Genomic DNA, 25,712 nt, shown 5'->3' on the forward strand with positions numbered 1-25,712 from the left:
GCCACTTATCCCTCGATGCGCGAGAAATCGGCGACGCTGCGGGTTGCTTCGCGGATCTCCTCGAGCAGTTTCAGGCGGTTCAGGCGCAGGGCGGCATCGTCGGCATTGACCAGGATCTTGTCGAAGAAGGCGTCGACCGGCCGGCGCAGTTGCGAAAGGGCGGTCATGGCGCCTTCATAGTCCTCGGCGGCAATGGCGGCCGATGCTGCCTGCCTGGCGGTCTGCAAGGCTGTCTGCAGCGCCTTTTCCTCCGGCTCGGTAAGGAGGGAGGCATCCGCGCCGCCCGCATAGGCACCCGCGCCGTCCTTCTTCTCCTCGATGCGCAGGATATTGGCAGCGCGCTTGGCGCCGGCCAGCAGGGCCTTGCCGTCCTCGCTGCCGAGGAAGCGGCCGAGGGCCTCGACCCGCCGGACGATGAGCAGGAGATCGTCCTGTCCGCCGAGGCCGAAGACCGCGTCGACGAGATCGTGGCGGGCGCCCTGTTCGCGCAACTGCACCTTCAGGCGATCGGCGAAGAAGGCGAGGAGGTCGTTGGCGATGTCGTTGCTCTTGGCGAAGGGAGCCTTGGCGACGGTCGCCAGCAGCGGCAGGCGCAGCCTGTTGTCGAGCACCAGGCGGATGACGCCGAGAGCGGCCCGGCGCAGGGCATAGGGGTCCTTGCTGCCGGTCGGCTTCTCGTCGATGGTCCAGAAGCCGATCAGCGTGTCGAGCTTGTCGGCGAGCGCCACGGCGACCGCGACCGGATCGCTCGGCGCGCTGTCGCCGGCGCCCTTGGGCCGGTAATGATCCTCGAGCGCGGTGGCGATGGCGGCATCCTCGCCCTGGGCGGTGGCGTAATAACGGCCCATCAGCCCCTGCAATTCGGGGAATTCGCCGACCATTTCGGTGGCAAGATCCGCCTTGGCGAGCCTGGCCGCCCGTTCGGCCTTGGCGGGGTCGGCACCGACGACGGGCGCCAGCGCCTTGGCCAAAGCGGCGATGCGTTCGATGCGCTGGCCCTGCGTGCCGAGCTTCTCGTGGAACACCACGTTCGAGGCGATGATCTTGGCGAGGCGCTGGTCGAGAGGTTTGCCCTCGCTCTCATAACCCGGCAGGGGCTTCTGATCGGTTTCCCAGAAGAATTTGGCGTCGGACAGGCGCGCGCGGATGACGCGCTCATTGCCGGCGACGATGGCCGCTCCGCCGTCGACAGCCTCGATATTGGCGATCAGGATGAAACGATTGGCAAGGCGCCCGGTCTTGGGATCGCGCACCACGAAGCACTTCTGGTTGGCGCGGATGGTGGCTTGGATCGCCTCGTCGGGTACCGAGAGGAAGCTCTCCTCGAAGGAGCCCATCAGCACCACCGGCCATTCCACCAGGCCGGCGGCCTCATGCAGCACCGCATCGTCCTCGACCAGCTCCAGGCCTTGCGCGAAAGCGAGGTTGCGGGCATCGGTGAGGATGATGTCGCGCCGGCGGGCCGGATCGAGCACCACCTTGGCCGCCTCCAGCTTGGCGACATAGTCCTCGAAGCGCCTGATCTGGATGGTGCCGGGCGCCATGAAGCGATGGCCCTTGGTGGTATCGCCGACGGCGACGCCCTCGATCTCGAAACGCACCACCTCCGGGTCCTCGGTCTCGGGACCGAAGGTGCAGAGGATCGAATGCAGCGGACGGACCCAGCGCAGGCTGCCCGAGCCCCAGCGCATCGATTTGGGCCAGGGGAAGGTGCGCACGACCTCCGGCACGATCTCAGCGATGAGGTCGGGCACCGCCCGTCCGGCCTTTTCCACCACCGCCACGTAGAACTCACCCTTCTTCGGATCGCTCTCGATGCGGGCCTGGTCGATCGAGGCGAGGCCGGCCGCCTTCAGGAAGCCCTGGATCGCGCCGTCGGGGGCACCGACGCGCGGGCCCTTGCGCTCCTCGCTTGTATCGGGCTGGCGGATCGGCAGACCGTGCACCGTCAGGGCCAGGCGGCGCGGCGTGGCATAGGCCGAGGCGCCTTCATAGACGACGCCGCGCTCGACGAGCGCATCCGTCACCATTTTCTTGAGGTCGTCGGCCGCCTTGGCCTGCATGCGGGCGGGGATTTCCTCGGAGAAGAGTTCAAGCAGGAGGTCGGGCATGGGATTAACGTTCTTCGTGTTCGTCAAAAGGTAGAATTGCGGGTTGCGTGGAAGCCGACGGACCTTGCTCCATTCCGTGCAGGCGCCTGCGCTCGAAGCGGGTCGGAGCTGTGTTCAGGTCTCCGTAAAGCGTCGCGTAGATGGTGTCGAGCACACCCTCCAGATTTGAACGCAGCTCATGGTTCCAGAAGCGAATGACACGATAGCCTTGGCTTTCCAAAAAGGCAGTGCGGCGAGTGTCGTGTGCTCGGTTTTGGTCGAAGCCGTGCTGTTCTCCATCGAGTTCGATGATCAGGCCAGCCTTGTGGCTGGCGAAGTCGACGATGTAGCGATCGATTGGGGCCTGCCGTCGGAAATGGGTGCCGTAGATCGGTATCCGTTCCAGATGATGCCAGAGGGTCCGTTCTGGATCAGTAGCCTGCTCGCGCAGGTGCTTGGCATTGGCAAGGCGGAAGCGGTCGAGCGAACGTCCTTTCATGAGAAGCACCAGTCCGGATGGCACCGTGACCCTACCCTCCCCTCGATGGGGAGGGTCGACGCGCAGCGTCGGGGTGGGGTGATGGAACTCGCCATTCGGTTTGCTCTGCCTGCCTTTTCCACCAAATCTGTTATTGATAGCATGGTGTAACCCACCCCACCCCGGCCCTTCGGGCCGACCCTCCCCATCGAGGGGAGGGTAGGGCGTGGCGCTTTACAATAACCCTACGCCCCGCCGGCTTCGGTCTTGACCCAAGCCTCGCCGCAGGCCTTGGCGAGTTCGCGCACGCGCAAGATGTAGCTCTGGCGCTCCGTCACCGAGATGGCGCCGCGCGCGTCGAGCAGATTGAAGCGGTGGCTCGCCTTGATGCACTGGTCATAGGCGGGCAGAGCGAGCAGATGCCGGTTGCCCTTGTCGCCGGCGGCGAGCAGGGCCTTGCACTCCTTTTCGGCATCGATGAAGTGCTGCTTGAGCACCTCGATGTTGGCATGCTCGAAATTATGGCGCGAATATTCCTGCTCGGCCTGCAGGAAGACATCGCCATAGGTCACCTTCTCGGCGCCCTCGCGGCCGTTATAGTTGAGGTCGTAGACGTTCTCGACGCCCTGGACATACATGGCCAGGCGTTCGAGGCCATAGGTCAGCTCCCCGGAGACGGGATTGCATTCCTGGCCGGCAACCTGCTGGAAATAGGTGAACTGCGAGACTTCCATGCCGTCGCACCAGCACTCCCAGCCCAGGCCCCAGGCACCGAGCGTGGGGCTCTCCCAGTCGTCCTCGACGAAGCGAACGTCATGGACCAGGGGATCGAGCCCGATGGCGGCAAGCGAGCCGAGATAAAGGTCCTGCAGTTCCGGCGGCGAAGGCTTCAGGATGACCTGGAACTGGTAATAATGCTGCAGGCGGTTGGGGTTCTCGCCATAACGCCCGTCCTTGGGGCGGCGCGAAGGCTGCACATACGCCGCTTTCCAGGCCTTGGGGCCAAGCGAGCGCAAGGTGGTGGCGGGGTGGAAAGTACCGGCGCCCACTTCCATGTCGTAGGGCTGCAGCACGACACAGCCGCGATCGGCCCAATAGCGCTGAAGGGTCAGGATCAGGCCCTGGAAGGAGCGTTCAGGGCGCATATGGGCGGGGGTGGCGTCGGCCATGACGGTTCTCGAACTAGAGCATTTTCTTCAGAAAGCCGGCCGGCTTTTCGATCGAGAAGATGCGTTAAAACAAAAGAGACCGAGAAAATTGCGGTTCGGGGAAATCGCACTTTTCTTCGGCTGAGCCGTGCCGGAGAAACTGTTTCCGCCGGTACAGACCTGGGCCCGACCCTTAGAGCAAGATCGACACTGGGGAAACCTGTTTGTGCGGCGCACGGCCTTGTGCCTGTCCGCACAGATGCCGGGAAGCTCTCATGAGACAAGGGACGCAACGGGACACCACAACCGATCCCGTACAAACCAAAGCTCAGGAGAGTAAGTACTATGTCCAGGCAATCCCTTCTTCGTACAGGGCTTATCGCGGCCTTGATCTTCGGCTCGGTGGCCGGCTCGATCTCCACGTCCTTCGCCGCTACGACCGGCCCGGGTGCCGGCGGCAACGGCGGTGGCCGCGGGTCCAGTTCGGGTTCGTCCGGCGGCGGCGGTGGTGGCGGTGATGGTGGCGGGACCTCGCCAGAGGCCCGTGTGATCATCACGAACCCGCCGCCCTGTCGCACCCATGCCTGCAATCCGCCTCGCCCGGCCGTCGCTCGTATCCCGGTCAAGTTCGTCGACCAGACGCGCTGCACCAATGTCTGGCGCCGGGTGGTGCTGGACGACGGCTCCATCATGGAGGACCGCAGCGCGCCGATGCGCAAGCATTGCCGGATCATTCGCAACTTCGATTGATCGAAGCCCTGCCAAAAAAAGCAGAAGCAGGTTCGTGAGAACCTGCTTCTTTGCGTTTGGCGGATCTGTCTGAGGACCCGCGACCTGATTGGCCGTGCCGCTTTATTCGGGGCGATAGACGCCGCTGCGCGGGTCGCGACGCAGGTTGATGGCTTCCTGCCGCACGGGTTGGGGCTTGTAGAGTTCGTTGTTCACTCGCTCCCATTCGCGCTTGACCAGGCGCGCGAGAACCACGGTCCCGACAAGGCTGGCGACGGCTAGAACGACAGGATGCATGGCAGGTCCTCTTCATTCATCATTTCGTAACTATAAACCGAAACGGGCACGAATTGCACGCCCTTCGAGTGCGGCAAGAATGCCTTCGGTTAATTGCTCGCTTTCGGCTGCCGAGAAACGCGCGCCGAGGCCGAGACGCCGGGCGAGCAGGCCGCGCGGTTCGGAGACGGTCTTGAAGCGCACCTTCTCGCCATAACGCGCGCGCATGGTGGACCTCACATCGCCCATGGCATCGGCAAGGCCGAGTTCGATGGCCCGCGGCGCGAGCCAGAACTCGCCGGAGAACAGCAGGTCCTCCTCGCCCTTGAGCTTGCCGGCACGGCGTTCCCGGACAAGGGCGATGAACATGTCGTGGATCTCTCGCTGCAGCGCCGCCAGCCTTTCGACATCCTCGGGCTTTTCGGGGCGGAAGGGATCCAGCATCGTCTTGGAACGCCCGGCCGTGTGAACGCGGCGCTCGACCCCGATTTTCTCGATCAGCTTGTCGAAGCCGAAGGAGGCGGAGACCACGCCGATGGAGCCCAGGATCGAAGCGGGGTCGGCAATGATCTCGTCGGCGGCGCAGGCGATCATGTAGCCCCCGGACGCAGCGACATCCTCGACGAAGGCAAAGACCGGCAGCTTCTTCTCGGCGGCGAGGGCGCGGATGCGGCGCATGATCAGATGCGATTGCGCCGGTGAGCCACCGGGCGAATTGATCACCAGCGCGACCGCCCTGGCGCCTTTCATGGCGAAGGCACTGTCGATGAGCTTGTCGAGCTTTGCCATGTTCAGGCTGGCGCTGAAGCGCGAGCCGGTGCCGATGGTGCCGGAAAGCGGAAGGACGGCGACCACGGGTGCCGGGTGACGCCATTTCTTGGGCAACAACTGCCGGATCCGGCCGATACTTCGCTTCAAGGGATTGTCCGATTGCGGGATATCAGGTGTCGTCAACGCAGCTTCGCCTCTTCCTGTGCAGCAGGGAAGGCAGTCCTCACGAGAAGGTGATGAACGCCTTTGCCGCATATAGGCATGAAATCCCGGCGGCACGATAGGTTGTGCCGTCGGCTGAATGCAGGATGAACAGGTCGATCAAGTCGCATTCAGCCGATGAAGGGATAGTGGAAGCGGGAAGGGACGAACGATAATCGCCGCTCCCCCGGAACCTTCACGGTTTCGGCAGTTCGTATCATAGTAAGCCGGCCCGTCGGGGTAGGGTCGAGCTTTCGCCGATTTGAATCGCAGGAGGAACGAATGTTTCGCAAACTCGCTCTGGCAGCCGCTCTGGCTTTCGGCATGGGGGGCGCTGCAATGACCGCGCAGTCGGCCCAGGCTGCAGTGATCCATCCCGCTGCCAATGCTGGCGTGATCCAGGCCATCGAACAGTCGGCTCCGTCACCGGATGCCGCACAGAAGGTCTATCACCGTGGTCGCCCGCATTATTATCGCCCGCACTATTACCGCCCGCATTGGCGTCCGCGTCCGGCGCGTTATTGCCGCTGGCAGCGCGTGCGCGTCCATACCTATTACGGCTGGCGCTGGGTGAACCGTCGCGTCTGCTGGCGCCGATGAAAATCGTCTCCGCTGCTTGACGATGGACACCCCCGAACCAAGTTCGGGGGTGTTTCTTCATTCGGGGCCGGCTGTCAGAACGCGTCGATGCCGAGCGCCCGCCAGGCTTCGGTCAATTGCAGGGAGATGGGCAGATTGAGATTTTCCCCCGTCGACGTGGGCTGGAGAAACCATCTGCGGTATGTCCTCACCAGCCTGCCCTGTTCGGCCATGGTTGCAAAGGCGCGCTTGACGGCCTCGGCCATCAGGGGATCGTCCTTGCGGAACATGATGCCGTAGGCGTCATAGGTGATGAAATCGCCGACGACGGCCAAGGTCTTCTGGGCATGGTTGCGGGCGATGAAACCATAGAGCAGCACGTCGTCGGTGGCGAAGGCATCGGCCTTTCCGGCTGCCAGCATGTCGTAGGACTGCTGATGATCGGGCGCCGAGGCGATGATCATGCCGAGATGGTATTTGTCATTGAGTTGCTTCAGCGCCGCTTCGTTTGTGGTGCCGGCCGTCACCACCAAGGTCTTGCCCTGCAGGTCCTTGTAGGAGCGGATGCTCGAGCCGCGCTTGACCAGCAGCTTGGTGCCCGCGACATAGGTGACGGGCGAGAAGGAAACTTGCTTCTCGCGCTCGCGATTGGCCGTGGTCGAACCGCATTCGAGGTCGACTTCGCCCGAAGTCACCGCCGCGATGCGGGTGTCCGAGGTGACGAGCTTGTAGTCGATGCGAACCGGCTTGTCATGCAGCTCGCGCGAGATCTCATCCACCACGCCCCTGCAAAACTCGATGGCGTAGCCTTGCGGTTCGGCCTGTTCCGGCCGCTTGAAGGAGAAGGGGAAGGAAGCGTCGCGATAACCGATGGTGATGGCGCCGGTCTGGTTCGCCTTCAGCAGCGTGCCGGACAGCTCCAGGGGAAAGTATTCCTGCTTCGGCGCGGCTGTCAGGTCCTGCCCGATCATGTCCTCGGCCTTGGCGGGGGCGGTTGCCGCCAGAATGACGATGGCCGCTAGCGCGAAGAGCTTATGCAAGACTCTCTCCTGAAAAATCCGGACAGCGGAGGGGAGGGCGCCGCCACGCGAGAATGCTCGACGAAGGCCGGCGGCGGCACGGGCCGTGCCGCCGCCATTGGCTCAGGCGGGTGCCGCCGCAGGCGCCACTTCCGGCGCGTTGATATCGTCCTTTTCCGGACCGAGGCCGCCCTCGAACTTGGCGACGGCCGAGGCCGCCAGCGAGTTGCCGATCACATTGGTGGCGCTGCGGCCCATGTCGAGGAACTGGTCGATGCCGATGATCAAATAGAGCCCTGCATCGGGGATGTTGAACTGGTGCAGCGTCGCCAGGATCACCACCAGCGATGCCTTTGGCACGCCAGCCACGCCCTTGGACGTCAGCATCAGCGTGCCGGCGATGGCGAGCTGGGTGCCGAGCGAGAGTTCCATGCCATAGGCCTGAGCGACGAACAGGGTCGCGAAGGTCGTATAGGCCATGGTGCCGTCGAGGTTGAACGAATAGCCGAGCGGCAGCACGAAGCTGGCGATGCGCTTGGGGACGCCGAACCGCTCGAGCTGGTCGAGGATCTTGGGATAGGCGGCTTCCGAACTCGCCGTCGAGAAGGCGAGCAGGAAGGGTTCGCGCATGCGTCTGATCAGATTGCCCATGCGGGCACCGAGCAGGAAATAACCGATGGCGATCAGGAATCCCCACAGGATGAACAGCGTCAGGTAGAAGCCGCCGAGGAACTTGACGAAGTTCAAGAGCACACCCGGGCCTGACGTGGTGATGACGGAGGCCACGGCCGCGCAGACGGCCAGCGGTGCCAGCGTCATCACATAGCCGGTGATGGTCAGCATCATGTGGGCGACATCATCGGCAAGGTGGACGAGGGGCTTGCCGCGCTCGCCCAGGGCCATGATGGCGACGCCCGCGAACAGCGAGAACACCACGATCTGCAGGATCTCGCCCTCAGCCATCGCCTTGAAGATCGAGGTGGGCACCAGATGTTCGATGAAATTCTTGAAGCTGAAGGAGGCTGTCGCGATGTTGGCGGTGTTGCCGCTCTGGTCGGCGATGACGATGCCGTGGCCCGGCTGGATGAGATTGGCCATCACCAGGCCGAGCAGTAGCGACACGATCGAGGCCGAGATGAACCAGCCCATGGTCTTGGCGCCAACCCGCCCCAAGGTGGCCGCATCGCCCATGTGGCCGATGCCGACGATCAGGGTCGAAAGCACCAGCGGGCCGATGATCATCTTGATCAGCTTCAGGAAGATCGTGCTGACGAGGGACATGTAATCGGCGAGCGTGGCCGCCGTCTTCTTGTCGGGGAAGGAGTAGAAACAGGCGATACCGATCGCGATGCCCAGCACGAGACCGATCATCACGTAGATGAAATTCCTATTCAAGTTGACCCCCCTCATTTGACCTAACGGTTGCATCTGGCGGGATGCAGACAAGCGAGATTCCCCTGGGCAAATCATCAGACAAACGGCGCTGGAGGGACGCGTATGCCAAAAGTTTGCAACAGATTTGTCATGTTATTGACATAGTTGCACTCCAGCCAGCGGCCCAAGTCAAGCCTTTTCAAAGCGCTTTTGCAGATGTCGATCGACACATTTCCTGCCGAATATTGACAGGCTGTTTTGCTTGAAAAACAGGAGCGTTCATTTTGGTCAACGCGAGGCAGGACCATACCGCCCGCGCGGAAGGCGCGCGGGAGACGAGTAGAGCTGATTTGTAATATCAGGAACCCAAAAGGCCGCCCGTCATTGCGAGCGAAGCGAAACAATCCAGAGGCCGCAAACTCTGTGCCTCCAAGCTTCTGGATTGCTTCGCTTCGCCCGCAATGACGGAGCGGGTAAAACAGACTTCATACGAGTTGGCCCAAGCTGGCGGCGACGGCTCATGCCAAGTCTTTGATTTGACCCTTCCTACGATCGCAGGAAGGCCATGCTTTGACACGTCGGCATCTCCGAAACTTGGTATCAGCCGATACTCTCGCCCCCGTCGACGACCAGGGCCTGACCGGTCATGAAGGCGGAACGATCCGAGACCAGGAAGAGAATGGCCTCGGCGATCTCTTCGGCCGTGGCCCAGCGGCCCATCGGGATCTTGTCGCGCACATAGGCTTCGATGGCGGTGCGGCCGCCCATCTGGGCAATGAAGGGCTCGTTGAAGGGGGTGTCGACCCAGCCGGGGCAGAGGGCGTTCACCCGCACCTTATGCCGGGCATAGTCGAGCGCCATCTGGCGCGTCATCGCCACCACCGCGTGCTTGGAGGTGGCATAGGCGATCATTTCCCTGTCGTAGAACACGCCGGAATTGGAGGCGGTGTTGAGGATGACGCCGCCGCCGGCCGCGATCATCGCCGGCATGGCGAGCCGCGCCGCCAGGAAATGGGCGCGGACATTGATGCGCCAGGACGCATCGAAGCCATCCGGGCTGACATCCGTCAGCGGCCCGCCGACTTGGATGCCGGCGTGATTGTGCAGGATGTCGATGCGGCCATGGCGGTCGAGCGTGGCGTGGATCAGGTGCTCCACAGCGGCGTCATCCGCCACGTCCGTGGTTACAGTCTCGGCGCGCCCGCCTTGCACCTGGATCATGGCGGCCGTCGTTTGCCCGGCAGCGGCATCCCGGTCGGCGACGATCACGATGGCGCCCTCGCGCGCCATGGCAAGGGCGCCGGCCTGGCCGATGCCGGAGCCGGAGCCGGTGACGATCGCGATGCGGTTTTCCAGGATCATGGGGATTCACTCAACAAATGGTGGCGCGAGGCTCGCTATCGGCGCTTGCGCAGCAGGAACTGGGCGAGGAGCACCATCAGCACCGAGGCGACCAGCACCAGCGTGGCGATGGCGTTGATCTCGGGAGTCACGCCGCGGCGGATCGAGGCGAACACATAGATCGGCAGGGTCGTCTGGGGGCCTGCCACGAAGAAGGCGACGATGAAATCGTCGAAGGAAAAGGTGAAGGCCAGCAGCAATCCGGCGAGAATGGCCGGGAAGATCTGCGGCAGCACGATGGAGCGGAAGGTGGTGAAGGGCGTGGCATAGAGATCGCTCGAAGCCTCCACCAGGTCCCGGCTCAGGCTGCCGAGCCGGGCCCGCACGATCATGGTGACCAGGGCCATCGAGAACAGGCCGTGCGCGGCGATGATCGAGCCATAGCCGAGGCCCAGTCTGGGCGGCGTATCGCCGGGCCAGATCGCCGCGAGCAACGGGTTGGCGAAGGCGAAGACCTGCACCAGCGCCACCAGCGTCGCGATGCCGATGACCACGCCGGGCACCACGATCGCGGCGCCGAAAAGAGCATCGAAGACGAGGCGGGTCCGGGCTCCAACGCGTGACAGGCCGAGAGCGGCGGCCGTGCCGAAGACCGCAGCCAGCAGGGCGCTGCTGGAGGCGACGATCAGGCTGTTGCGCAGCGCCTCGGTGAGGAAGGGATTGGCGAGCGCCGTGCCATACCACTTCGTCGAGAAGCCGACGATCTCGCTGGCGTTGCGGCCGGCGTTGAAGGAGAACAGCACCAAAAGCCCGATGGGCAGATAGAGGAAGGCGAAGACGGCGGCGACGAAGGCTCTCATCAGATCAGGTCCACCTGCCGGGCGCCCGAGACGCGTGCGGTGATGCGGTTGGCGATCAGCAGCACCACGACGGAAGCGACGACCAGCGTCACGGCGATGGCCGAGCCGAACGGCCAGTTGCGTGACTGCAGGAAGAGGTCGACCAGAGCGTTGCCGATGAAGAACACCTTGCCGCCGCCGAGCAGGGTCGGGATCAGATATTCGCCGAGCAGCAGGATCATCACCAGGCTGAAGCCCGTCATCACGCCGGGCAGGGACAGTGGCAGCGTGACGCCGAAGAAGGTCGAGACGGGGGTGGCACCGAGGTCGGCCGAGGCTTCCAGCAGGCGACGGTCGAGCCGTTCGAGGCTGACATAGATCGGCAGGATCATCAGCGGCAGATAGCCATAGACGATGCCGACCAGCACCGAGCCTGGCGTATTGAGCAGCCTGACATCGGCAATGCCAACGAGGTCGAGCAGGGCCGGGATGCCGCGCGAGCCGAGGATGTACATCCAGGCATAGGAGCGCATCAAAAGGCTGGTCCAGAACGGGATGACCACCAGCGCCAGGAGGATCAGCCGCCAGCGCGGCGGAGCCTTGATGGCGAGGTGATAGGCGACCGGATAGGCGACCAGCAGGCAGGCGAAGGCGCCGGCCGGCGCCAGGATCGCGGTGTTCCAGAAGGCAGTGGAGCGCGCGCCGAGATTGGCATATTGCGCCAAGGAGAGCGCGGCCTGGTAACCGCCTTCCGGCGCCCGCTCCCCGACGCTGAAGACGAGGACGGCGACGAAGGGCAGCACCAGGAAGACCACGAGCCAGGCGCTGGCCGGAGCCAGCAGCAGGGTGGTCACAAGCGTGCGGCGGGCGCGGGAAGACACCACTGATGAGGTTCCGGTGGAAAGGCGGGCGGCAGCGCGACGCGGCCGCCCGGGAAGGCCGGTCAGGCCGATTTGAAGCGGGCCATCAGCTCCGCGCGCCCTGGGTCGGTCAGCGTCGCCGCGGCCCCGAATTCCAGGGGTTTCAGCAGGTCGGCCGCCGGATAGAGGATGGGATTGGAGAGAAACTCCTTGGGCAGCAGGGCGTTGACGCGCGAATCCGTGCAGGGCGCGCCATTGGCGATGTGCTCCTTTACGGCATTTTCCGGCGTCATCAGATAGTTGAGCAGGGCATAGCCGGCTGGCTTGTTGGGCGCATCCTTGGGGATGGCGTAGAAATCGGTCCAGATTTCGCCGCCTTCCTTGCCGAGGATGTATTTGATGTGGGGCAGGTCGCGGTTGAGCTGCGCGCCGTCATTGGTCCAGCACATCGTCATCCAGGCATCGTTGGCGCGCATGGGCGGCTGATAGTCCGAGGACACTGCATAGAGATGCGGCTTGGCCTTGATCAGCAGCTCCTCGGCTTTGGCGAGTTCGTCCTGCTTCAGCGAATTGAAGGAATAGCCGAAATATTTCAGGGCGTTGCCGATGGTGGTGAGCTGGTAGTCATGCACCATGGTGCGGTTGGAGCCCTCGGCCATGGCGGTGTCCCAGAAATCCTTCCAGCTCGCCAGCGGCTTGGTGAGTTTCTGGGTGTTCACGGCAAAGCCGGTGGTGCCCCAATTCTTCGGCACGGCAAAGACCGTGCCGTCGATGGTGCCTTCGGCGGTGAAGCGGGCATCCTCGGTCGGGGCGCTATAGGCCGGCAGCTTGGCAAGATCGATGGCGTCGATCAGCCCGAGCTTCCTGTAGGTCGAAATGGTGTAGTTGGTCGGCACGAACAGGCTCCAGCCGGTGGCGCCGGCCTGCAGCTTGGCCAGCATCTCCTCGTTGGAGCCGAAGACGTTGACCTCGACGGCGACGCCCGTCGCCTTGGTGAAGTTCACGAAGGTCTGCGGGTCGTGATAATTGGGCCAGGTGGCGATCGACATCTTGTCGCCGAGCTCGCCGGCGGCATAAGCGGGGGCAGGCAGTAGGCCGTTCTCGCGGCCGAGGACGGCCATCGCCAAGCCCAGGCCCGTCGCGCCGAGGAAGTGGCGGCGGCTGATCGAGCCCTTGCGGTAGCGCAGGAGGTGGTCAACGAAGCCTTGGGCCGAGATCGGCAGGCCGTCGCGATAGGATTTCGACATGACTCATTTCCCTCTGATGGTGCCGCTTTGCGCGGTTTTTCGGATGGTTCAGGCGGCGAAGGCGAGTGGTGCTCCCGGTGCGAAACCGATCGAGACGCTGTCGCCGGGCCCTTTGAGGCCCGGACCGTGCGCCAGGTGGTCGGCGGCGACCAGGACCGTGCCGACGTCCTTGATGTCGATGGCATATTCGGCGGTCGAACCGAGAAAGATGCGGTTGTGTACGGTGCCCCGCAGGCTCGGCCCCTCACCGACTTCCAGGCGCATGGCTTCGGGGCGGATGCTGACGCGTGCGGCCTGGCCGGGCCGGAGCGGGACATGGCTGCGGGCCTGGAGCGTGGTGCCGTCTGCCAGCACGATGCTGGCGGCCTTGCCATCGGCCGCAGTGACCTTGCCGTCGAGGAAATTGGATTTTCCGACGAAATCGGCGACGAAGAGATCGGCCGGATCGTCATAGATCTGGCTGGGCGCGCCGGTCTGGACGATATGGCCCTTGTTCATCACGCAGACGAGATCGCTCATCGAGAGCGCCTCTTCCTGGTCGTGGGTGACCAGCACGAAGGTGATGCCGAGGGACCTCTGCAGGTTCTGCAGTTCGAGCTGCATCTCGGTGCGCAGCTTCTTGTCGAGCGCGGCCAGCGGTTCGTCGAGCAGCAGCACGGCGGGCTTGTTGACCAGGGCCCGCGCCAGGGCGACGCGCTGCTGCTGGCCGCCGGAAAGCTCGTGGATGCGCCGGCGGCCATAGCCGGAGAGGCGCACCATGGCGAGCGCCTCGTCGACACGCCGGGCGATCTCCGAGCCAGCCAGGCGCGGGCGGGCCTGTCGCAGGCCGTAGGCGATGTTGTCGCCGACGCTCAGATGCGGAAACAGCGCATATTGCTGGAAGACCATGTTGACCGGGCGGCGATAAGGCGGCGTGCCGGCCATGTCCTGGCCGCGGATCATCACCTGGCCGCCGCTCGGCTGTTCGAAGCCGCCGATCATGCGCAGGCAGGTGGTCTTGCCGCAGCCAGAGGGGCCGAGCAACGCGACGAAGGCGCCGCTGGGAATGGAAAGATCGATGCCATGCACCGCCGTGACGTCGCCATAGCGCTTGGCAACGGCGCGAAACTCGATATCGGGCGAGGTCGTATCGTTCATCCGCGCTGGTCCCCTCGGTCGATGCAAGCCGTTTCGTTCTGGCCGTTTCGTTCTTGCTTTTCGGCTCTTGTGCGAAAGGAAAGCTAGCAGAGCCTATTTCATCTCGTATATACCTACCAGGGGGTATATGCTGCATGTTTGTTCAGCACAGGAGGTAGAAATCGACAGCTCCAGGCATAATTTGACGGCATCCATGGCGCTGGCAGAGGTGATGAAAGCGGCTGGCCGCAGCGGTTCGGGGGACTTTGAGCGCGCCCTGCTGGCCTGGCTCGGTCTGCATGCGCGCTTCGATCACAGCGTGGTGTTCGCCTATCGCGGGTCGGCGCGGCCGCCGATGCTGTACGAGACCTTCTCGCCTGCCGAGAGCCACGTCTTCGTCGCCCTCTACCAGGACGGCGCCTATCTGCTCGATCCCTTCCACCGGGCCGCGATCGGGGGATGCGAGGGCTTCCGCCGCATGCGCGAGCTGGCGCCCGACCGCTTCTATACCAGCGAGTATTTCCGCTCTTATTACAGCCAGACAGGGTTGGCCGAGGAGGTCGGTTTCTTCGTGCAGCTCCCCGAGCAGACCTCGGTGGTCTGGTCCCTGATGCGCCTGGCCGCCTCCGGACCGTTCGGCACTGCGGAGGTGCGCGGCTTGCGCGACCTGGCCCCGATCGTCCTCGCGCTCTGCGCCCAGCATTGGCGCGACCTGCCGGAGTTCGGCGAGGCCGGCAGCCGGGTGACGACATTGCCGCTGCCGGGCAGCGACCTCGACCGGGCCCGGCTCTGGGCCAGCCAGTCGCTGACGGCGCGGGAGGGGGAAATCGTCAATCTGGTGCTGCAGGGACATTCGTCGGATTCGATCAGCCGCCTGCTGCATATCTCGACGGGCACGGTGAAGGTGCATCGCCGCAACATCCGCCACAAGCTCGGCATCCATTCCCAGGCCGGCCTGTTCGCCCGTTTCCTCGCGCTCCTGAACGAGACGGGCTAAAGCGCCGCCATCCGAAGGGGGAGGCGCTCCCCGAGTGAGTCAGCGTGGAGGAGGGTGGTCCTGCCAATCGATCGGTGTTTCGCCGCGATGCAGGGCGTCCGCCTCGGGGGTGAAACCTGCATCGTCGCCATGCAGGATCAAGGGGGGCAGCAGGAGGAAGGGCGCGCGCGATCCCTTGACGGCGCGGATGAGCAGGCGGGTCGCCGGCGTTCCGGCCCGGGGCTGCACGGGCTTGACCCGGATGTCGCCGAAACGCCGGTCGAGGCTTGCCAGCAGCCTGGGCAGGGCATCCACGCGGTGGATGAGGGCGAGCGTTCCCCTGGCACGCAGCAGGCCGAGAGCGCAGAGGATCCAGGCCTCTTCCGTGTCCTCGCCATGGACATGGGCGCCGGCGCGGTAGGCATCGGGCGCTGGGCGCACCGTACCGGGGAGATGAAAGGGCGGGTTCATCATCACATGGTCTGCCGTGCCGGGGACCAAGAGCTGGCCCTTGGCAGGCCGCTGGGTGACGTCGGCTTCGATCGTATTCACCCGTTCGCCAAGGCCGTTGCGCGCCGCATTGGTGGCTGCGAGGCCGGCGATGGCGGGGTCGATCTCCACCAGGGCGACGCGGCATTGCGGGCAGCGGACGGCCAGGCCGAGCCCGGCGGCACCGATACCCGCACCGAGGTCGTAGACCACCTCGCCGGCAGCCGGCGCGAGGCAGGCCGACAGTAAGGCGGCATCGGTTCCGACCCGGTGCCCTTTGGCGGGCTGGGAGAGCTGCAGCCGGCCGTCGAGAAAAGCCGAGAGCGTGGTGCCGTTCTCGATCCCGGTCACGGCGTGCGCAGCTCCTTGCCGAGGCCGGCCTCGATCAGCCGTCGGCGTGCCAGCACGCTCTGGTCGGTGTCGACCAGGATGCGGCGCTGGATCATGCCGAGCGAGCCTTCCAGCACGCTCATATGGGTGTCGAGCACGAGATGGACGACGCCCGCCTCGGTCAGCAAGGCCTCGATATAGGAGATCAGCACGGGATCATTGGTACGAACGATTTCTTCCATGCCGCAATCGTTGCGATTATCGCAACAATTGCAACGAGCTTGTTGGCGCGACAACAGCAAGCTTGTATGCGGGGCTGCGCATTTCTATGGTGCCGGCAAAACGGAGTGCATGTATTGGGCGTCGTTGTCGCATTCGAGGACAAATCCGGGTCGCAAGGCTCGCTTCAGCCGATCGTCGACCTGACCAAGGCGGATATGGCCCGGGTCAACACCACCATCCTGTCGCGGACGGGATCGGAGGTGACGATGATTCCGGAAGTCGCCAACCATCTGATCTCCTCCGGAGGCAAGCGCCTGCGCCCAATCCTGACCCTGGCGACTGCTCAGCTCGCGCGCTACCAGGGCGATGGCCATGTCAAGCTTGCGGCCTCGGTGGAGTTCATGCACACGGCCACGCTTTTGCACGACGACGTCGTCGACGAGAGCGACATGCGGCGTGGCAAGCCGGCCGCCCGCATGCTGTGGGGCAATGAGGCGAGCGTGCTGGTCGGCGATTTCCTGCTCGGCCAGGCTTTCAAGATGATGGTGGAAGTCGGCTCGCTCAAGGCGCTCGATATCCTCTCGACCGCTGCGACCGTCATCGCCGAAGGCGAAGTGGCCCAGCTCGCCGCCGCCAAGAACACCGCGACCACCGAGGACGAGTATCTGGCGGTGATTCGCGGCAAGACCGCGGAGCTCTTTGCGGCCGCCTGCGAAGTCGGCCCGGTCCTGGCCGAGCGGCCCAAGGATGAGCAGGCCGCCTGCCGGTCCTTCGGCATGAATCTCGGCATCGCCTTCCAGCTCGTCGACGATGCGCTGGATTATGGTGGCTCGGACGCCAAGCTCGGCAAGAATGTCGGCGACGACTTCCGCGAGGGCAAGATCACCCTGCCGGTGGTGCTGGCCTTCCGGCGTGGCAATGAGGCCGAGCGCGATTTCTGGCGCCGGACGCTGGAACGCGGCGAGATCGCGGAGGCCGATCTCGAGCACGCCATCGGCCTGATGCGCCGCCACAAGACGCTGGAGGATACCATCGAGCGCGCCCGTCACTATGGCGCCATGGCCAAGGATGCCCTGGCGCTGTTTGCCGACAGCCCGATGAAATCAGCCCTCGTGGAGGTGGTGGAGTTCTGTATCGGCCGTGCTCACTGAGCGCTGGCCGGCCCCTTTCCGACCAAATGCGGAGCCCCACAGGCGTATCTAGGCGGACGGTCCGAGGCCGTCCAGGGAAGCAAGCCGATGGCTGACCTCTTCGACGTTTCCGTACCAGTTTTCCTGCGCTATCTCACCAATCTCGACGCGATCCTCGACAAGACGGCCGAGCATCTCCAGCTCCAGGGCATGGAGCAGGCGGAGGTCCTCAACCTCGCTCTGCAGCCGAACATGTTTCCCTTGAAGTGGCAGGTTCGCATCGCGCTCGGCTTCTCCATCCGGGCCATCAATCCGGTTCTGCAGCAGCCGATCATGCTCGATGACGGCCCGATCGAATCGATCGACGACATTCGGCTCCTGCTGGGAAACACCATTACCCGGCTCAAGAGCGTCTCGCGGCGTGATTTTGCCGGCGGGGAAGCCAGGCTGGTGCGCGAAAAGGCCGGCCAGGCCGTGTTCGAAGCCAAAGCCATGGACTTCGTCACCCAATATGCCCTGCCGAACTTCTTCTTTCATCTCGGCATGGCCTATTCGCTGCTGCGCCTCGCCGGCTGCCCGATCGGCAAGGGCGATTTCGACGGCTTTCATCAATATGAAGCCGGCGTCAATCTGATGGCGGAGGCGCAGCCACAACCACAGCCGCCGATGCTGCGGCTGCCTGGTTGAAGCAGAGGCGGCAGGCTCCGGAGCCGCCAAAACTCTTCGTCAAAGTGCCGTGATCAACTTCCGGAGCAAGCCATTGAGGCTCTCCTGCTCCGCCTGCGTCAGCACCGACAGCAGCCGTTCCTCATTGGCGACATGGCGGGCGATGGTCTCGTCGATCACGGCCTTGCCTGCCTCGGTGAGGGCGATCAGCTTGCCGCGGCGGTCGTTGGGATCGGGACGCCGTTCGACCAGGCCGGCGTGCTCCAACCTGTCGAGGCGATTGGTCATGCCGCCCGAGGATATCATCGCCGCTTCGTAGAGCCGCGTCGGCGAAAGCATGTAAGGCTCGCCCGAACGCCTCAGCGTGGCCAGCACGTCGAACTCACCCGGCTGCAGGCCTGCGGCGGCGAAGAGCGGGTTCATATGGTCGCGCAGCACACGCTCGGACGCGTCGGACAGGCGGCCGAACACCGCCATCGGCAAAGAGGGGAGGTCGGGTCGCTCGCGGGCCCATTGTTCGACGGCGGTATCGGCACGGTCCATCGGCAGACTCTCTCGACATAAAGTATCTTGACATTAAGATACTTTATGTCTACTAACATTATAGCGAGACAATAAGGCAACTCGCCCATTCGGTGAAGGAGGAAGTGATGGCCAAGATGATTTTCTTGAATCTGCCGGTGCGCGATCTTGCCGCCGCGACTGCGTTCTATGTCGCCCTGGGCGGCGAGGTGAACCCGCAATTTTCCGACGAGCAGACCAAGTCGGTGATGCTCTCCGATGCGATCGTGGTGATGCTGCTTACCCATGAGCGCTATGGCCAGTTCACCAAGCGCCCGATCGGCGATGCGCGCCAATGGAGCCAGGCGCTGATTGCGCTCAATGTCGATACCCGCGATGCGGTGGACGCCACGCTGGCCCGCACCACGCAGGCGGGCGGAAAGGCCGATCCCAACCCGGCGCAGGATCACGGCTTCATGGTCAGCCGCAGCGTCGAGGATCCCGACGGCAATGTCTGGGAGATCGTGTGGATGGACCCCGCGGCGATGGCGCAGCAGGGCTGAGGCCCACGCGGTGCATTCCGGCATCGCCGAGCCTGGAGGAACCTTGTCGTTGCCGGCTTCGACCCGGCAATCCAGCCCGGGACGGGTTACGCAGGCGGTTTCTGGATAGCCGGGTCAAGCCCGGCTCCGACAAGACAGAGCTGTTCTCCGTTCGGAGAACAGCTGGACCCAAGGCGCGCCGATAATTCAGGGCGCGTCCTGGGCCTGCCCGGCTCGGCCTGCCAGAAGGCGCGTTCCGGTTGCGAGGATGATCGCGACCACGATCAGGAACGCCGCGGTGCCGAAGGTCGCCTGCATGCCGAAGGTGACGGCCTCCGGGGCAGCTTTGGCGATATCGCCCGTTCCCGAGGCGAAGCGGAAGATGGCGCCCATGGCCGAGGCTCCCGTTATCAGGCCCAGATTGCGCGACAGGTTGACGAGGCCCGATGTCACGCCCCGCCGGTCTGCCGGGATGCTGGCCATCACCGCGGTATTGTTGGCGGCCTGGAAGAGCTGGTAGCCTGGGGTCAGCACGACGATGCCGGCAATGTAGCCGGCGACGCCGAATGCCGGGCCTGCCGTGGACAGGAGGACGGCTCCGATCGCCATCTCGGTGAGACCGATCAGGATCAGGCGCGGTGCGCCCAGGCGGTCGACGATACGGCCGGCAAAGACCCCGCTCACGATGGAAATTGCAGGCCCGACCGCCATCACCATGCCGATCACAGCCTCGTCGAGTGCGAAGACGCGGGCGAGATAAAACGGCCCGACGACGAAGGTCGTCATCATCACCGTCGCGACGAGGGCGCTCGTGGCCAGGTTGACGCTCAGCCCCTCACCACGAAAGGCTGCCAGCTGGATCAGGGGCGAGCGGATGCGTGCCTTCACCAGCAGGAAGAGGCTGCCTCCGATGAAGGTGGCCAGGATGAGGCCCGTGCCGATCCAGCCGGGAGCGCCGCGCCCCATGGTCATGGCCAGGGCATAGGCGGCGAGCGTTGCGGCCAGCAGCAGCGTGCCGACGCTGTCGAAGCCCGCGCGCCCATTCCGGGACTTCGCGCCGTCGACCGGAAGAAAACGGCTGGCGAGATAGAAGGCCAGCAGGCCTAAGGGGATGTTGAGGAGGAAGATGCTTCGCCAGCCGAAGGCGGAAATCATGAAGCCGCCGAGCGATGGCCCCAGGGCGGTGCCGACAGCAGACATCGTGCCGAGCAGCCCCATGGCGCTGCCGGTCCTTTCCCTCGGAATCGCCTCGCCGACGATGGCCATGCCGAGTGCCGCCATGATGGCGGCGCCGAGGCCCTGGGCGGCGCGAGCCGCCACCAGCAGCACGAATGTCGGTGCGATCGCGCAGCAGGCGGAAGCCAATGTGAACAGGACGAGCCCTGCCAGCAGCAGCCTGCGCCGGCCGATGATGTCTCCCAGGCGCCCGGCGCTGACGACCAAAGTGGTCATGGCCAGCAGATAGGCCAGAACGATCCACTGCACCTGTTCGAATGAAGCCGAGAAGGCCGAGGCCAAGGTCGGCAGGGCGACATTGGCGATGCTTGTACCCAGGGACGACAGCAGGATGCTGAGGGCAAGGCAGGCGAGGGCGCCGTGGACCGCGGGTATGGCCCGTTCGTGCATCCGACCATCGTCCCGTGTGGCTGATTTCGGCATGGGGTGCGTTTTTCCGTCAATTCAAAGGGGGAACCCAGGGAAGATAGGCCCGCGCCCAAGATGGCGGAACACGCACCATTTGCACTTCATTCGTGCATGATACGCCATACCAAGACCGCCGGCGGATGCTATGATCGGCCCATGTCGCTGCCCGATTTCAATCTCCTCATCACCCTCGACGCCCTGCTGGCCGAAGGCAGCGTCGCCCGGGCCGCCCGTCGGCTGCGGCTCAGCCCCTCGGCGATGAGCCGCGCCCTGGCCCGCTTGCGCGAGACGACCGGCGATCCTCTGCTCGTGCGGGCCGGCCGCGGCCTCGTGGCGACGCCGCGAGCCCTGGAACTGCGCGAACGCGTCGGCCCGCTCGTCCAGGCCGTCGAAAGCGTTCTTCGTCCCGTGGAAGCGCTCGACCTGAAAAAGCTCACGAGAACTTTCACTCTTCGCAACAGGGACGGTTTCGTCGAGAATTTCGGACCTGATCTCATTGCCCATGTCCGCGAACAGGCGCCGGGGGTCACGCTGCGCTTCGTGCCGAAAATCGACAAGGAGAGTACGCCCCTGCGGGACGGCAGCGTGGATCTGGAGACGGGTGTCGTCGGCGATTCGATGGGGCCGGAAGTGCGCGCGCAGGCCCTGTTCCGCGATCGTTTCGTCGGCGTGGTCAGGATGGGCCATCCCCTGAGCGAGGGGTCGATCACGCCGGCCCGCTATGCGCAGGCAAGCCATATTCTGATTTCTCGCCGGGCCCTCTATCGGGTCCCAGCCGACGGCAGGCTCGAAGCGCTCGGGCTCGAGCCAGACATCGCGACGATCGTCGGCGGTTTTGCCGAAGCCCTGGCCCTGGCCCGTGCGACCGATTTGGTCGCCACCGTGCCGGAGCGTTCCACCGGCCGCCTGCGCGCCGGCATGTTCAGCTTCCCGTTGCCGTTTCCCCTGGCGGAGATCACAATCTCGCTGCTCTGGCACCCGCGGCTCGACGCCGACCCGGCCCATCGCTGGCTGAGGGACTGCGTCCGCAAGGTCTGCATCGAGCAACTGGCCGCTTAGGTCGGTCCGCGGTCCCAGGAGGGGGTATATCCTAGGGCGCCATGGCCGGTTTCAGCCCGGACAGCAGCTTGGCCAGGCCGGGATCGTCGACGATGATGGAAGCATCGCCGAGGCCCATCCATTGCACGCGGCGCTCGGCCTGTTCCTTCCAGGCCGGCAGCATGCCGGTGACACGCAGGGGATAGACATTGACCTTGATCAGCTCGAAGCGATCGGTCAGGCGTTTCCAGTAGACGAAGGAGCCGAGCGCCTTCTTGCGCGGCTTGCCTGTTACCCCGGCTTCCTGCTCGGCCTCGATGCGCGCGGCGACATGATCCTTACGCCCCTTGATGGGCCAGCCCTTCGGCACGGTCCAGCGGTGGGTGGTGCGGGTGGTCACCAGGCAGACCTCGATGCGGCCGTCCTTTTCGCGAAGCGGCAAGGCAGCCACCTGACGGCGCGTCGGATTGGGCAAGATGTCGATGGCGGTACTCGGCATGGTACTCTCACGCTTTTCAGTGGAGCAAAGGCTCCTACGCGACTGACTTGCCGATATCTTTGCCCAAATGCCGCTATGCCGCCGTGACATGGCGCACGCGCCGGGCAGAGGCCGGTGGCGGTATTGGGGAGCGGGTCTTCAGACTCGCCCTTTTCAAGGTGTTGAGGTCTGAAGTCCGGATAGCGTGGTGCGACCCCTCATCCGCCCCTTCGGGGCACCTCTAGTCAACTCAAGAGAGTTGACGACACCCGCAGGGGGAGAAGGCGATTGACGGGCGCGGCGCCTTCCAAAATGATTCCCTTCTCCCCTTGCGGGAGAAGGTGCCGGTAGGCGGATGAGGGGTGGCACCGCTCTATCCCAGCCTTTTCCCGGTTTGTTCGAAAGACCTTGAATGGGGGGCCTCAGATCCGCCCCCCGGTATCACTCCTCCGCCGGCAGCACCTGCTTGCGCTTGCCGAGCAGAGCGAGGATCGCGGCTCCCTTCACGGCGAGCGCCAGCACCAGCGTGATCACGATGATCAGGAAGGCGGCCGCGGCGATGGCCGGGCTGATGTTCTCTCGCAAGGAAGAAAACATCTGCCGTGCCAGCGTGGTCTGGTTGGGGCCGGCGACGAAGAGGGTGATCACCACCTCGTCGAGCGAGGTGGCGAAGGCGAAGGCCGCACCGGTGAGGATGCCAGGCAGAGCGAGCGGGAAGGTCACGGCCTTGAAGACGGTGCCGGGCGAAGCCCCGAGGCTCGCCGCGGCCCGCTCCAGCGCCGGATCGATGCTGGCGAGCGAACCGGAGACGTTGACCAGCACGAAGGGCACGCACAAGACGGCATGGGCGATGATCACGCCGGCATAGGAGGAGGCGAGGCCGAGCCTTGCATAGAGGATCTGCATGCCGACGCCGAGCACCACGGCCGGCACCACCATGGGAAGCAGGAAGATCGAGCGCAGCACGCCGGAGAACGGCACCAAATTGCGCCGCAGGCCCAGGGCGGCGAGCGTGCCGACCACGGTGGACAGCACGGTCGCGCCGGTGCCTACGATCATCGAATTGACGATCGAGCGCTGCCAGGCGTCGCTGGTGGCGAGGGTGTCGAACCAGCGCGTCGAGGGGCCCGTCATCGGATAGGTCAGGAACACGCTATCGGTGAAGGCCAGCGGCAGGATCGCCGCCAGCGGGATGACCAGGAACGCCACGACCAGTGCGCCGAAGGCAAGGCGCAGGGCGTTGAAGGAGTTCTTGCTCAAACCCATCATGGCTGCACCATCGGCGTGCGCGAGAGCCGCCCATAGATGAGGTAGAGCACCGTGGTCGGTACCAGGAGGAAGATGCCGAGCGCGCCGGCCATGCCCCAATTGGCGGTGCCGGTGGCATAGAAGGCGATCACCGAGGAGATCATCTGCTCGTTCGGGCCGCCGACCAGGGCTGGCGTAATGTAGTAGCCGAGCGCCACCATGAAGACGAGGAGCGAGCCCGAGAGCACGCCCGGCATGGCCAGCGGCAGGAGGACGTGGCTGAAGGCTCGCAGCGGCGGGGCGCCGAGAGAGGCAGCGGCCGGCATCAGGTTGCGCGGAATGGCGACGAGGCTGGCATAAATAGGCAGCACCATGAAGGGCAGCAGCACATGCGTCATGGCGATGAGAATGCCGGTGCGGTTGTAGATCAGCGGCAGCGAGGCATCGATCAGGCCGAGTGCCTTCAGCGTCTGGTTGATCAGGCCGTTCTCCTGCAGGAGGATCATCCAGGCGGCGGTGCGCACCAGCAGCGAGGTCCACAGCGGCAGCAGCACGGCGAGCAGCAGGAGATTGCGCTTCCAGCCGGTGACGCTGGCCGCCAGCATGGCGAAGGGCAGGCCGATGGCGACGCAGAGCAGCGTGACCTGCAGGGCGATCATGAAGGTACGCAGCATGATCATGCGGTTCACCGCCATATCAGCCGGCACATTGGCGATGCTGCCGTCATCGGCGCGCTTGAGATCGACCGCCGCCAGGAGGTTCGCGTCAGTATAGGCCGGCATCGAGCGTTTCAGCGCCAGCCAGAAGGCGGGCTGCTGCCAGCGCGGATCGATGCCGGCGAGGGGCGGCGGGCTGTTCTCCGGCGCGTTGCGCACGGCCGTCGCCGTCTTGGGCAGCAGGGTGCGGAAGCCCGCCTGCTGGCTGTTGAGGGCGCGCACGGCATCGCCGAACTGCTCCTGCGGGATCACCGTCCGAAGGTCCTTGGCGAGCGCCGTCTGGACCTCGTCGGGCGGCAGGCCTTCGCCCTTCCAGCCGGAGATCGCCTCGGCCGTGAGCGGGAAGGCGTGGCGCACGGTGCCGCCCTGTACGGAGGTGACGATCATCATGCCGAGCGGCCACAGGAAGAAGATGCCGAGAAAGGCGATCAGGGGCAGCACCAGGAGAGCGGCCTTGAGCCGCGGCGCCGCCGTCATGGCAGGACCAGCGTACAGTCGTCGGGTGCGAAGCCGACATGGGCGTCGGAGCCGATGGGGCGGCTTGCCTCGCGCCTGTCGGCCTTGGCCACCAGGCGGCGTTCGCCGCTCTTGAGGTGCAGGCGGACGTGATCGCCGTGATAGACGTCGTCCTCGACGCGAACAGGCAGCGTGTTGGCCTGGGCCGGTGCATCGCTCAGATGCAGCCTTTCGGGCCGCACGGAAACCAGCACCGGCGCGCTCGGCTGGGGCGACAGCTCGGTGCGGCAGGAAACGGTCGGTCCCAAGGCGAGCTCGACGGTCGCCATGCCGTCCGAGCAGGATTTCAGGGTGCCGTCGAGCAGATTGGTCTCGCCGATGAACTCGGCGACGAAGCGCGTGCGCGGACGGTCATAGAGCCCGGACGGCGTGTCGAGCTGCTCGATCTTGCCGAGATTGAGCACGGCAACCCGGTCCGACATGGTCAGGGCCTCGCCCTGATCATGGGTGACGAAGATCACGGTGAGGCCGAGCTTGCGATGGAGCTCGCGGATCTCGAGCTGCATGTGCTCGCGCAGCTGCTTGTCGAGCGCGCTGAGCGGCTCGTCCATCAGCACCACCTTGGGCTCGTAGACGAGCGCGCGCGACAGGGCGATGCGCTGCTGCTGGCCGCCCGAGAGCTGGGAGGGCTTGCGGTCCTTGAGGTGGCCGAGGCGAACGAGGTCGAGCGCCTTTGTCACCCTTGCATCGCGTTCCGCCCGGCTGATGCCGCGCATCTTGAGCGGGAAGGCGACGTTTTCGGCGATGGTCATATGCGGGAACAGGGCGTAGTTCTGGAAGACCACCCCCATGTTGCGCTTGTAGGAGGGCAGGGTCTCCACGCGCGTGCCGTCGACGAGCAGGGCGCCGCTGCTGGGCGCCTCGAAGCCGGCCAGCATCATCAGGAGCGTTGTTTTGCCCGACCCGGAGGGGCCGAGCAGGCTGACGAACTCGCCTTGCCCGACATGGAAGTCGAGATTGTCGACGACCTTCATCGTGCCGAAGGATTTGCTGACACCGTCAAAGTGAATGAACGAGTCCATCGGATCCGAAAAGCTCCTTCCAGGCGCGGCGGCCTTTGGGAAGTTGAATGAGCGATGTCCGCAGGGACATCGAGAACGGCCCTGCCGACATGAGCGCAGTCTTGTCATGCCCGGGCTTGACCCGGG

27 protein-coding genes are annotated in these 25,712 nt (G+C 64.7%); 7 read left to right on the forward strand and 20 right to left on the reverse strand.

Annotated features, from left to right (window positions below; translation table 11 throughout):
* Positions 1-5: 5 nt before the first annotated feature.
* From glyS to BA190_RS21275, 3 genes are all read right to left on the reverse strand, one after another.
* Positions 6-2,111: a glycine--tRNA ligase subunit beta gene (gene glyS / locus BA190_RS21265; RefSeq protein WP_068291760.1), complete on the reverse strand. Its 2,106-nt coding sequence runs from the start codon at positions 2,109-2,111 to the stop codon at positions 6-8.
* A 4-nt stretch (positions 2,112-2,115) separates the two neighbouring features.
* A complete protein-coding gene (locus tag BA190_RS35430; RefSeq protein ID WP_082979944.1) occupies positions 2,116-2,589 on the reverse strand; it encodes an endonuclease domain-containing protein in 474 nt (157 codons plus the stop codon).
* A gap of 224 nt (positions 2,590-2,813) precedes the next feature.
* A complete protein-coding gene (locus BA190_RS21275; protein WP_068291766.1) occupies positions 2,814-3,737 on the reverse strand; it encodes a glycine--tRNA ligase subunit alpha in 924 nt (307 codons plus the stop codon).
* Positions 3,738-4,061: 324 nt separating this feature from the next.
* Between BA190_RS21275 and BA190_RS21280 the strand changes: the two genes are divergently transcribed.
* Entirely contained in the window at positions 4,062-4,466 is a 405-nt protein-coding gene (locus BA190_RS21280) for a hypothetical protein (protein WP_068291768.1), read from the forward strand.
* A gap of 102 nt (positions 4,467-4,568) precedes the next feature.
* On the opposite strand, the gene BA190_RS36070 is transcribed toward BA190_RS21280, so the two are convergent.
* The gene (locus tag BA190_RS36070; RefSeq protein ID WP_156771628.1) at positions 4,569-4,742 is read right to left on the reverse strand and encodes a hypothetical protein; all 174 of its coding nucleotides are present in this window, start codon (positions 4,740-4,742) and stop codon (positions 4,569-4,571) included.
* 30 nt (positions 4,743-4,772) lie between these two features.
* Positions 4,773-5,675, reverse strand: coding sequence for a S49 family peptidase (locus BA190_RS21285; RefSeq protein WP_245314878.1), 903 nt, complete (start codon positions 5,673-5,675; stop codon positions 4,773-4,775).
* A 300-nt stretch (positions 5,676-5,975) separates the two neighbouring features.
* Between BA190_RS21285 and BA190_RS21290 the strand changes: the two genes are divergently transcribed.
* Positions 5,976-6,293: a hypothetical protein gene (locus BA190_RS21290; RefSeq protein WP_068291771.1), complete on the forward strand. Its 318-nt coding sequence runs from the start codon at positions 5,976-5,978 to the stop codon at positions 6,291-6,293.
* A gap of 74 nt (positions 6,294-6,367) precedes the next feature.
* On the opposite strand, the gene BA190_RS21295 is transcribed toward BA190_RS21290, so the two are convergent.
* The 7 genes from BA190_RS21295 to BA190_RS21325 all read right to left on the reverse strand — a co-directional run bounded on the left by BA190_RS21295 (position 6,368) and on the right by BA190_RS21325 (position 14,089).
* Positions 6,368-7,312, reverse strand: coding sequence for an amino acid ABC transporter substrate-binding protein (locus BA190_RS21295; RefSeq protein WP_068291774.1), 945 nt, complete (start codon positions 7,310-7,312; stop codon positions 6,368-6,370).
* Between the two features lie 102 nt (positions 7,313-7,414).
* The gene (locus BA190_RS21300) at positions 7,415-8,701 is read right to left on the reverse strand and encodes a dicarboxylate/amino acid:cation symporter (protein ID WP_068291778.1); all 1,287 of its coding nucleotides are present in this window, start codon (positions 8,699-8,701) and stop codon (positions 7,415-7,417) included.
* Between the two features lie 564 nt (positions 8,702-9,265).
* Positions 9,266-10,027 (reverse strand): SDR family NAD(P)-dependent oxidoreductase, encoded by a 762-nt coding sequence (locus BA190_RS21305; RefSeq protein WP_068291781.1) that lies wholly within the window; start codon positions 10,025-10,027, stop codon positions 9,266-9,268.
* A 35-nt stretch (positions 10,028-10,062) separates the two neighbouring features.
* Entirely contained in the window at positions 10,063-10,866 is an 804-nt protein-coding gene (locus BA190_RS21310; protein ID WP_068291784.1) for an ABC transporter permease, read from the reverse strand.
* Entirely contained in the window at positions 10,866-11,726 is an 861-nt protein-coding gene (locus BA190_RS21315) for an ABC transporter permease (protein ID WP_068291978.1), read from the reverse strand. The genes BA190_RS21310 and BA190_RS21315 overlap by 1 nt, the downstream gene beginning before the upstream one ends.
* A 62-nt stretch (positions 11,727-11,788) precedes the next feature.
* Positions 11,789-12,952, reverse strand: coding sequence for a PotD/PotF family extracellular solute-binding protein (locus tag BA190_RS21320; protein ID WP_068291787.1), 1,164 nt, complete (start codon positions 12,950-12,952; stop codon positions 11,789-11,791).
* Positions 12,953-13,000: 48 nt separating this feature from the next.
* On the reverse strand, positions 13,001-14,089 hold the full coding sequence (locus tag BA190_RS21325; RefSeq protein WP_068291790.1) for an ABC transporter ATP-binding protein: 1,089 nt from the start codon (positions 14,087-14,089) through the stop codon (positions 13,001-13,003).
* A 193-nt stretch (positions 14,090-14,282) separates the two neighbouring features.
* Here BA190_RS21325 and BA190_RS21330 point away from each other — a divergent pair, with 193 nt between their 5' ends.
* On the forward strand, positions 14,283-15,065 hold the full coding sequence (locus tag BA190_RS21330) for a helix-turn-helix transcriptional regulator (protein ID WP_156771630.1): 783 nt from the start codon (positions 14,283-14,285) through the stop codon (positions 15,063-15,065).
* Between the two features lie 39 nt (positions 15,066-15,104).
* On the opposite strand, the gene BA190_RS21335 is transcribed toward BA190_RS21330, so the two are convergent.
* Both BA190_RS21335 and BA190_RS21340 read right to left on the reverse strand, forming a co-directional pair.
* Positions 15,105-15,884 (reverse strand): tRNA1(Val) (adenine(37)-N6)-methyltransferase, encoded by a 780-nt coding sequence (locus BA190_RS21335; RefSeq protein WP_245314880.1) that lies wholly within the window; start codon positions 15,882-15,884, stop codon positions 15,105-15,107.
* On the reverse strand, positions 15,881-16,105 hold the full coding sequence (locus BA190_RS21340) for a DUF2007 domain-containing protein (protein WP_068291793.1): 225 nt from the start codon (positions 16,103-16,105) through the stop codon (positions 15,881-15,883). The genes BA190_RS21335 and BA190_RS21340 overlap by 4 nt, the downstream gene beginning before the upstream one ends.
* A 114-nt stretch (positions 16,106-16,219) precedes the next feature.
* On the opposite strand from BA190_RS21340, the gene BA190_RS21345 reads away from it, so the two are divergent.
* Positions 16,220-17,236 (forward strand): polyprenyl synthetase family protein, encoded by a 1,017-nt coding sequence (locus BA190_RS21345; RefSeq protein ID WP_068291801.1) that lies wholly within the window; start codon positions 16,220-16,222, stop codon positions 17,234-17,236.
* An 87-nt stretch (positions 17,237-17,323) separates the two neighbouring features.
* The gene (locus tag BA190_RS21350) at positions 17,324-17,902 is read left to right on the forward strand and encodes a DUF1993 domain-containing protein (protein ID WP_068291807.1); all 579 of its coding nucleotides are present in this window, start codon (positions 17,324-17,326) and stop codon (positions 17,900-17,902) included.
* A 39-nt stretch (positions 17,903-17,941) separates the two neighbouring features.
* Here BA190_RS21350 and BA190_RS21355 read toward each other — a convergent pair whose 3' ends face one another.
* A complete protein-coding gene (locus tag BA190_RS21355; RefSeq protein ID WP_068291810.1) occupies positions 17,942-18,424 on the reverse strand; it encodes a MarR family winged helix-turn-helix transcriptional regulator in 483 nt (160 codons plus the stop codon).
* 107 nt (positions 18,425-18,531) lie between these two features.
* Between BA190_RS21355 and BA190_RS21360 the strand changes: the two genes are divergently transcribed.
* On the forward strand, positions 18,532-18,945 hold the full coding sequence (locus tag BA190_RS21360; RefSeq protein ID WP_068291812.1) for a VOC family protein: 414 nt from the start codon (positions 18,532-18,534) through the stop codon (positions 18,943-18,945).
* A 186-nt stretch (positions 18,946-19,131) separates the two neighbouring features.
* Here the strand turns inward: BA190_RS21360 and BA190_RS21365 are convergent, their stop codons facing one another.
* Positions 19,132-20,583 carry an MFS transporter gene (locus tag BA190_RS21365; RefSeq protein WP_068291820.1) on the reverse strand — a complete coding sequence of 484 codons (1,452 nt, stop codon included), beginning with the start codon at positions 20,581-20,583 and terminating at the stop codon, positions 19,132-19,134.
* Between the two features lie 141 nt (positions 20,584-20,724).
* Between BA190_RS21365 and BA190_RS21370 the strand changes: the two genes are divergently transcribed.
* Positions 20,725-21,627 carry a LysR family transcriptional regulator gene (locus BA190_RS21370; RefSeq protein WP_068291987.1) on the forward strand — a complete coding sequence of 301 codons (903 nt, stop codon included), beginning with the start codon at positions 20,725-20,727 and terminating at the stop codon, positions 21,625-21,627.
* Positions 21,628-21,658: 31 nt separating this feature from the next.
* Here the strand turns inward: BA190_RS21370 and BA190_RS21375 are convergent, their stop codons facing one another.
* The 4 genes from BA190_RS21375 to BA190_RS21390 all read right to left on the reverse strand — a co-directional run bounded on the left by BA190_RS21375 (position 21,659) and on the right by BA190_RS21390 (position 25,586).
* Positions 21,659-22,105, reverse strand: a complete 447-nt coding sequence (locus BA190_RS21375; RefSeq protein WP_068291823.1) for an NUDIX hydrolase — start codon at positions 22,103-22,105, stop codon at positions 21,659-21,661.
* Between the two features lie 420 nt (positions 22,106-22,525).
* Positions 22,526-23,350: an ABC transporter permease gene (locus tag BA190_RS21380; protein WP_068291826.1), complete on the reverse strand. Its 825-nt coding sequence runs from the start codon at positions 23,348-23,350 to the stop codon at positions 22,526-22,528.
* Positions 23,350-24,525, reverse strand: coding sequence for an ABC transporter permease (locus BA190_RS21385; RefSeq protein ID WP_068291828.1), 1,176 nt, complete (start codon positions 24,523-24,525; stop codon positions 23,350-23,352). The genes BA190_RS21380 and BA190_RS21385 overlap by 1 nt, the downstream gene beginning before the upstream one ends.
* A complete protein-coding gene (locus tag BA190_RS21390) occupies positions 24,522-25,586 on the reverse strand; it encodes an ABC transporter ATP-binding protein (protein WP_068291830.1) in 1,065 nt (354 codons plus the stop codon). The genes BA190_RS21385 and BA190_RS21390 overlap by 4 nt, the downstream gene beginning before the upstream one ends.
* Between the last annotated feature and the right edge of the window lie 126 nt (positions 25,587-25,712).

This window comes from Labrys sp. WJW (assembly GCF_001676615.1).
In the GTDB taxonomy this organism is placed as follows: Bacteria; Pseudomonadota; Alphaproteobacteria; order Rhizobiales; family Labraceae; genus Labrys; species Labrys sedimenti.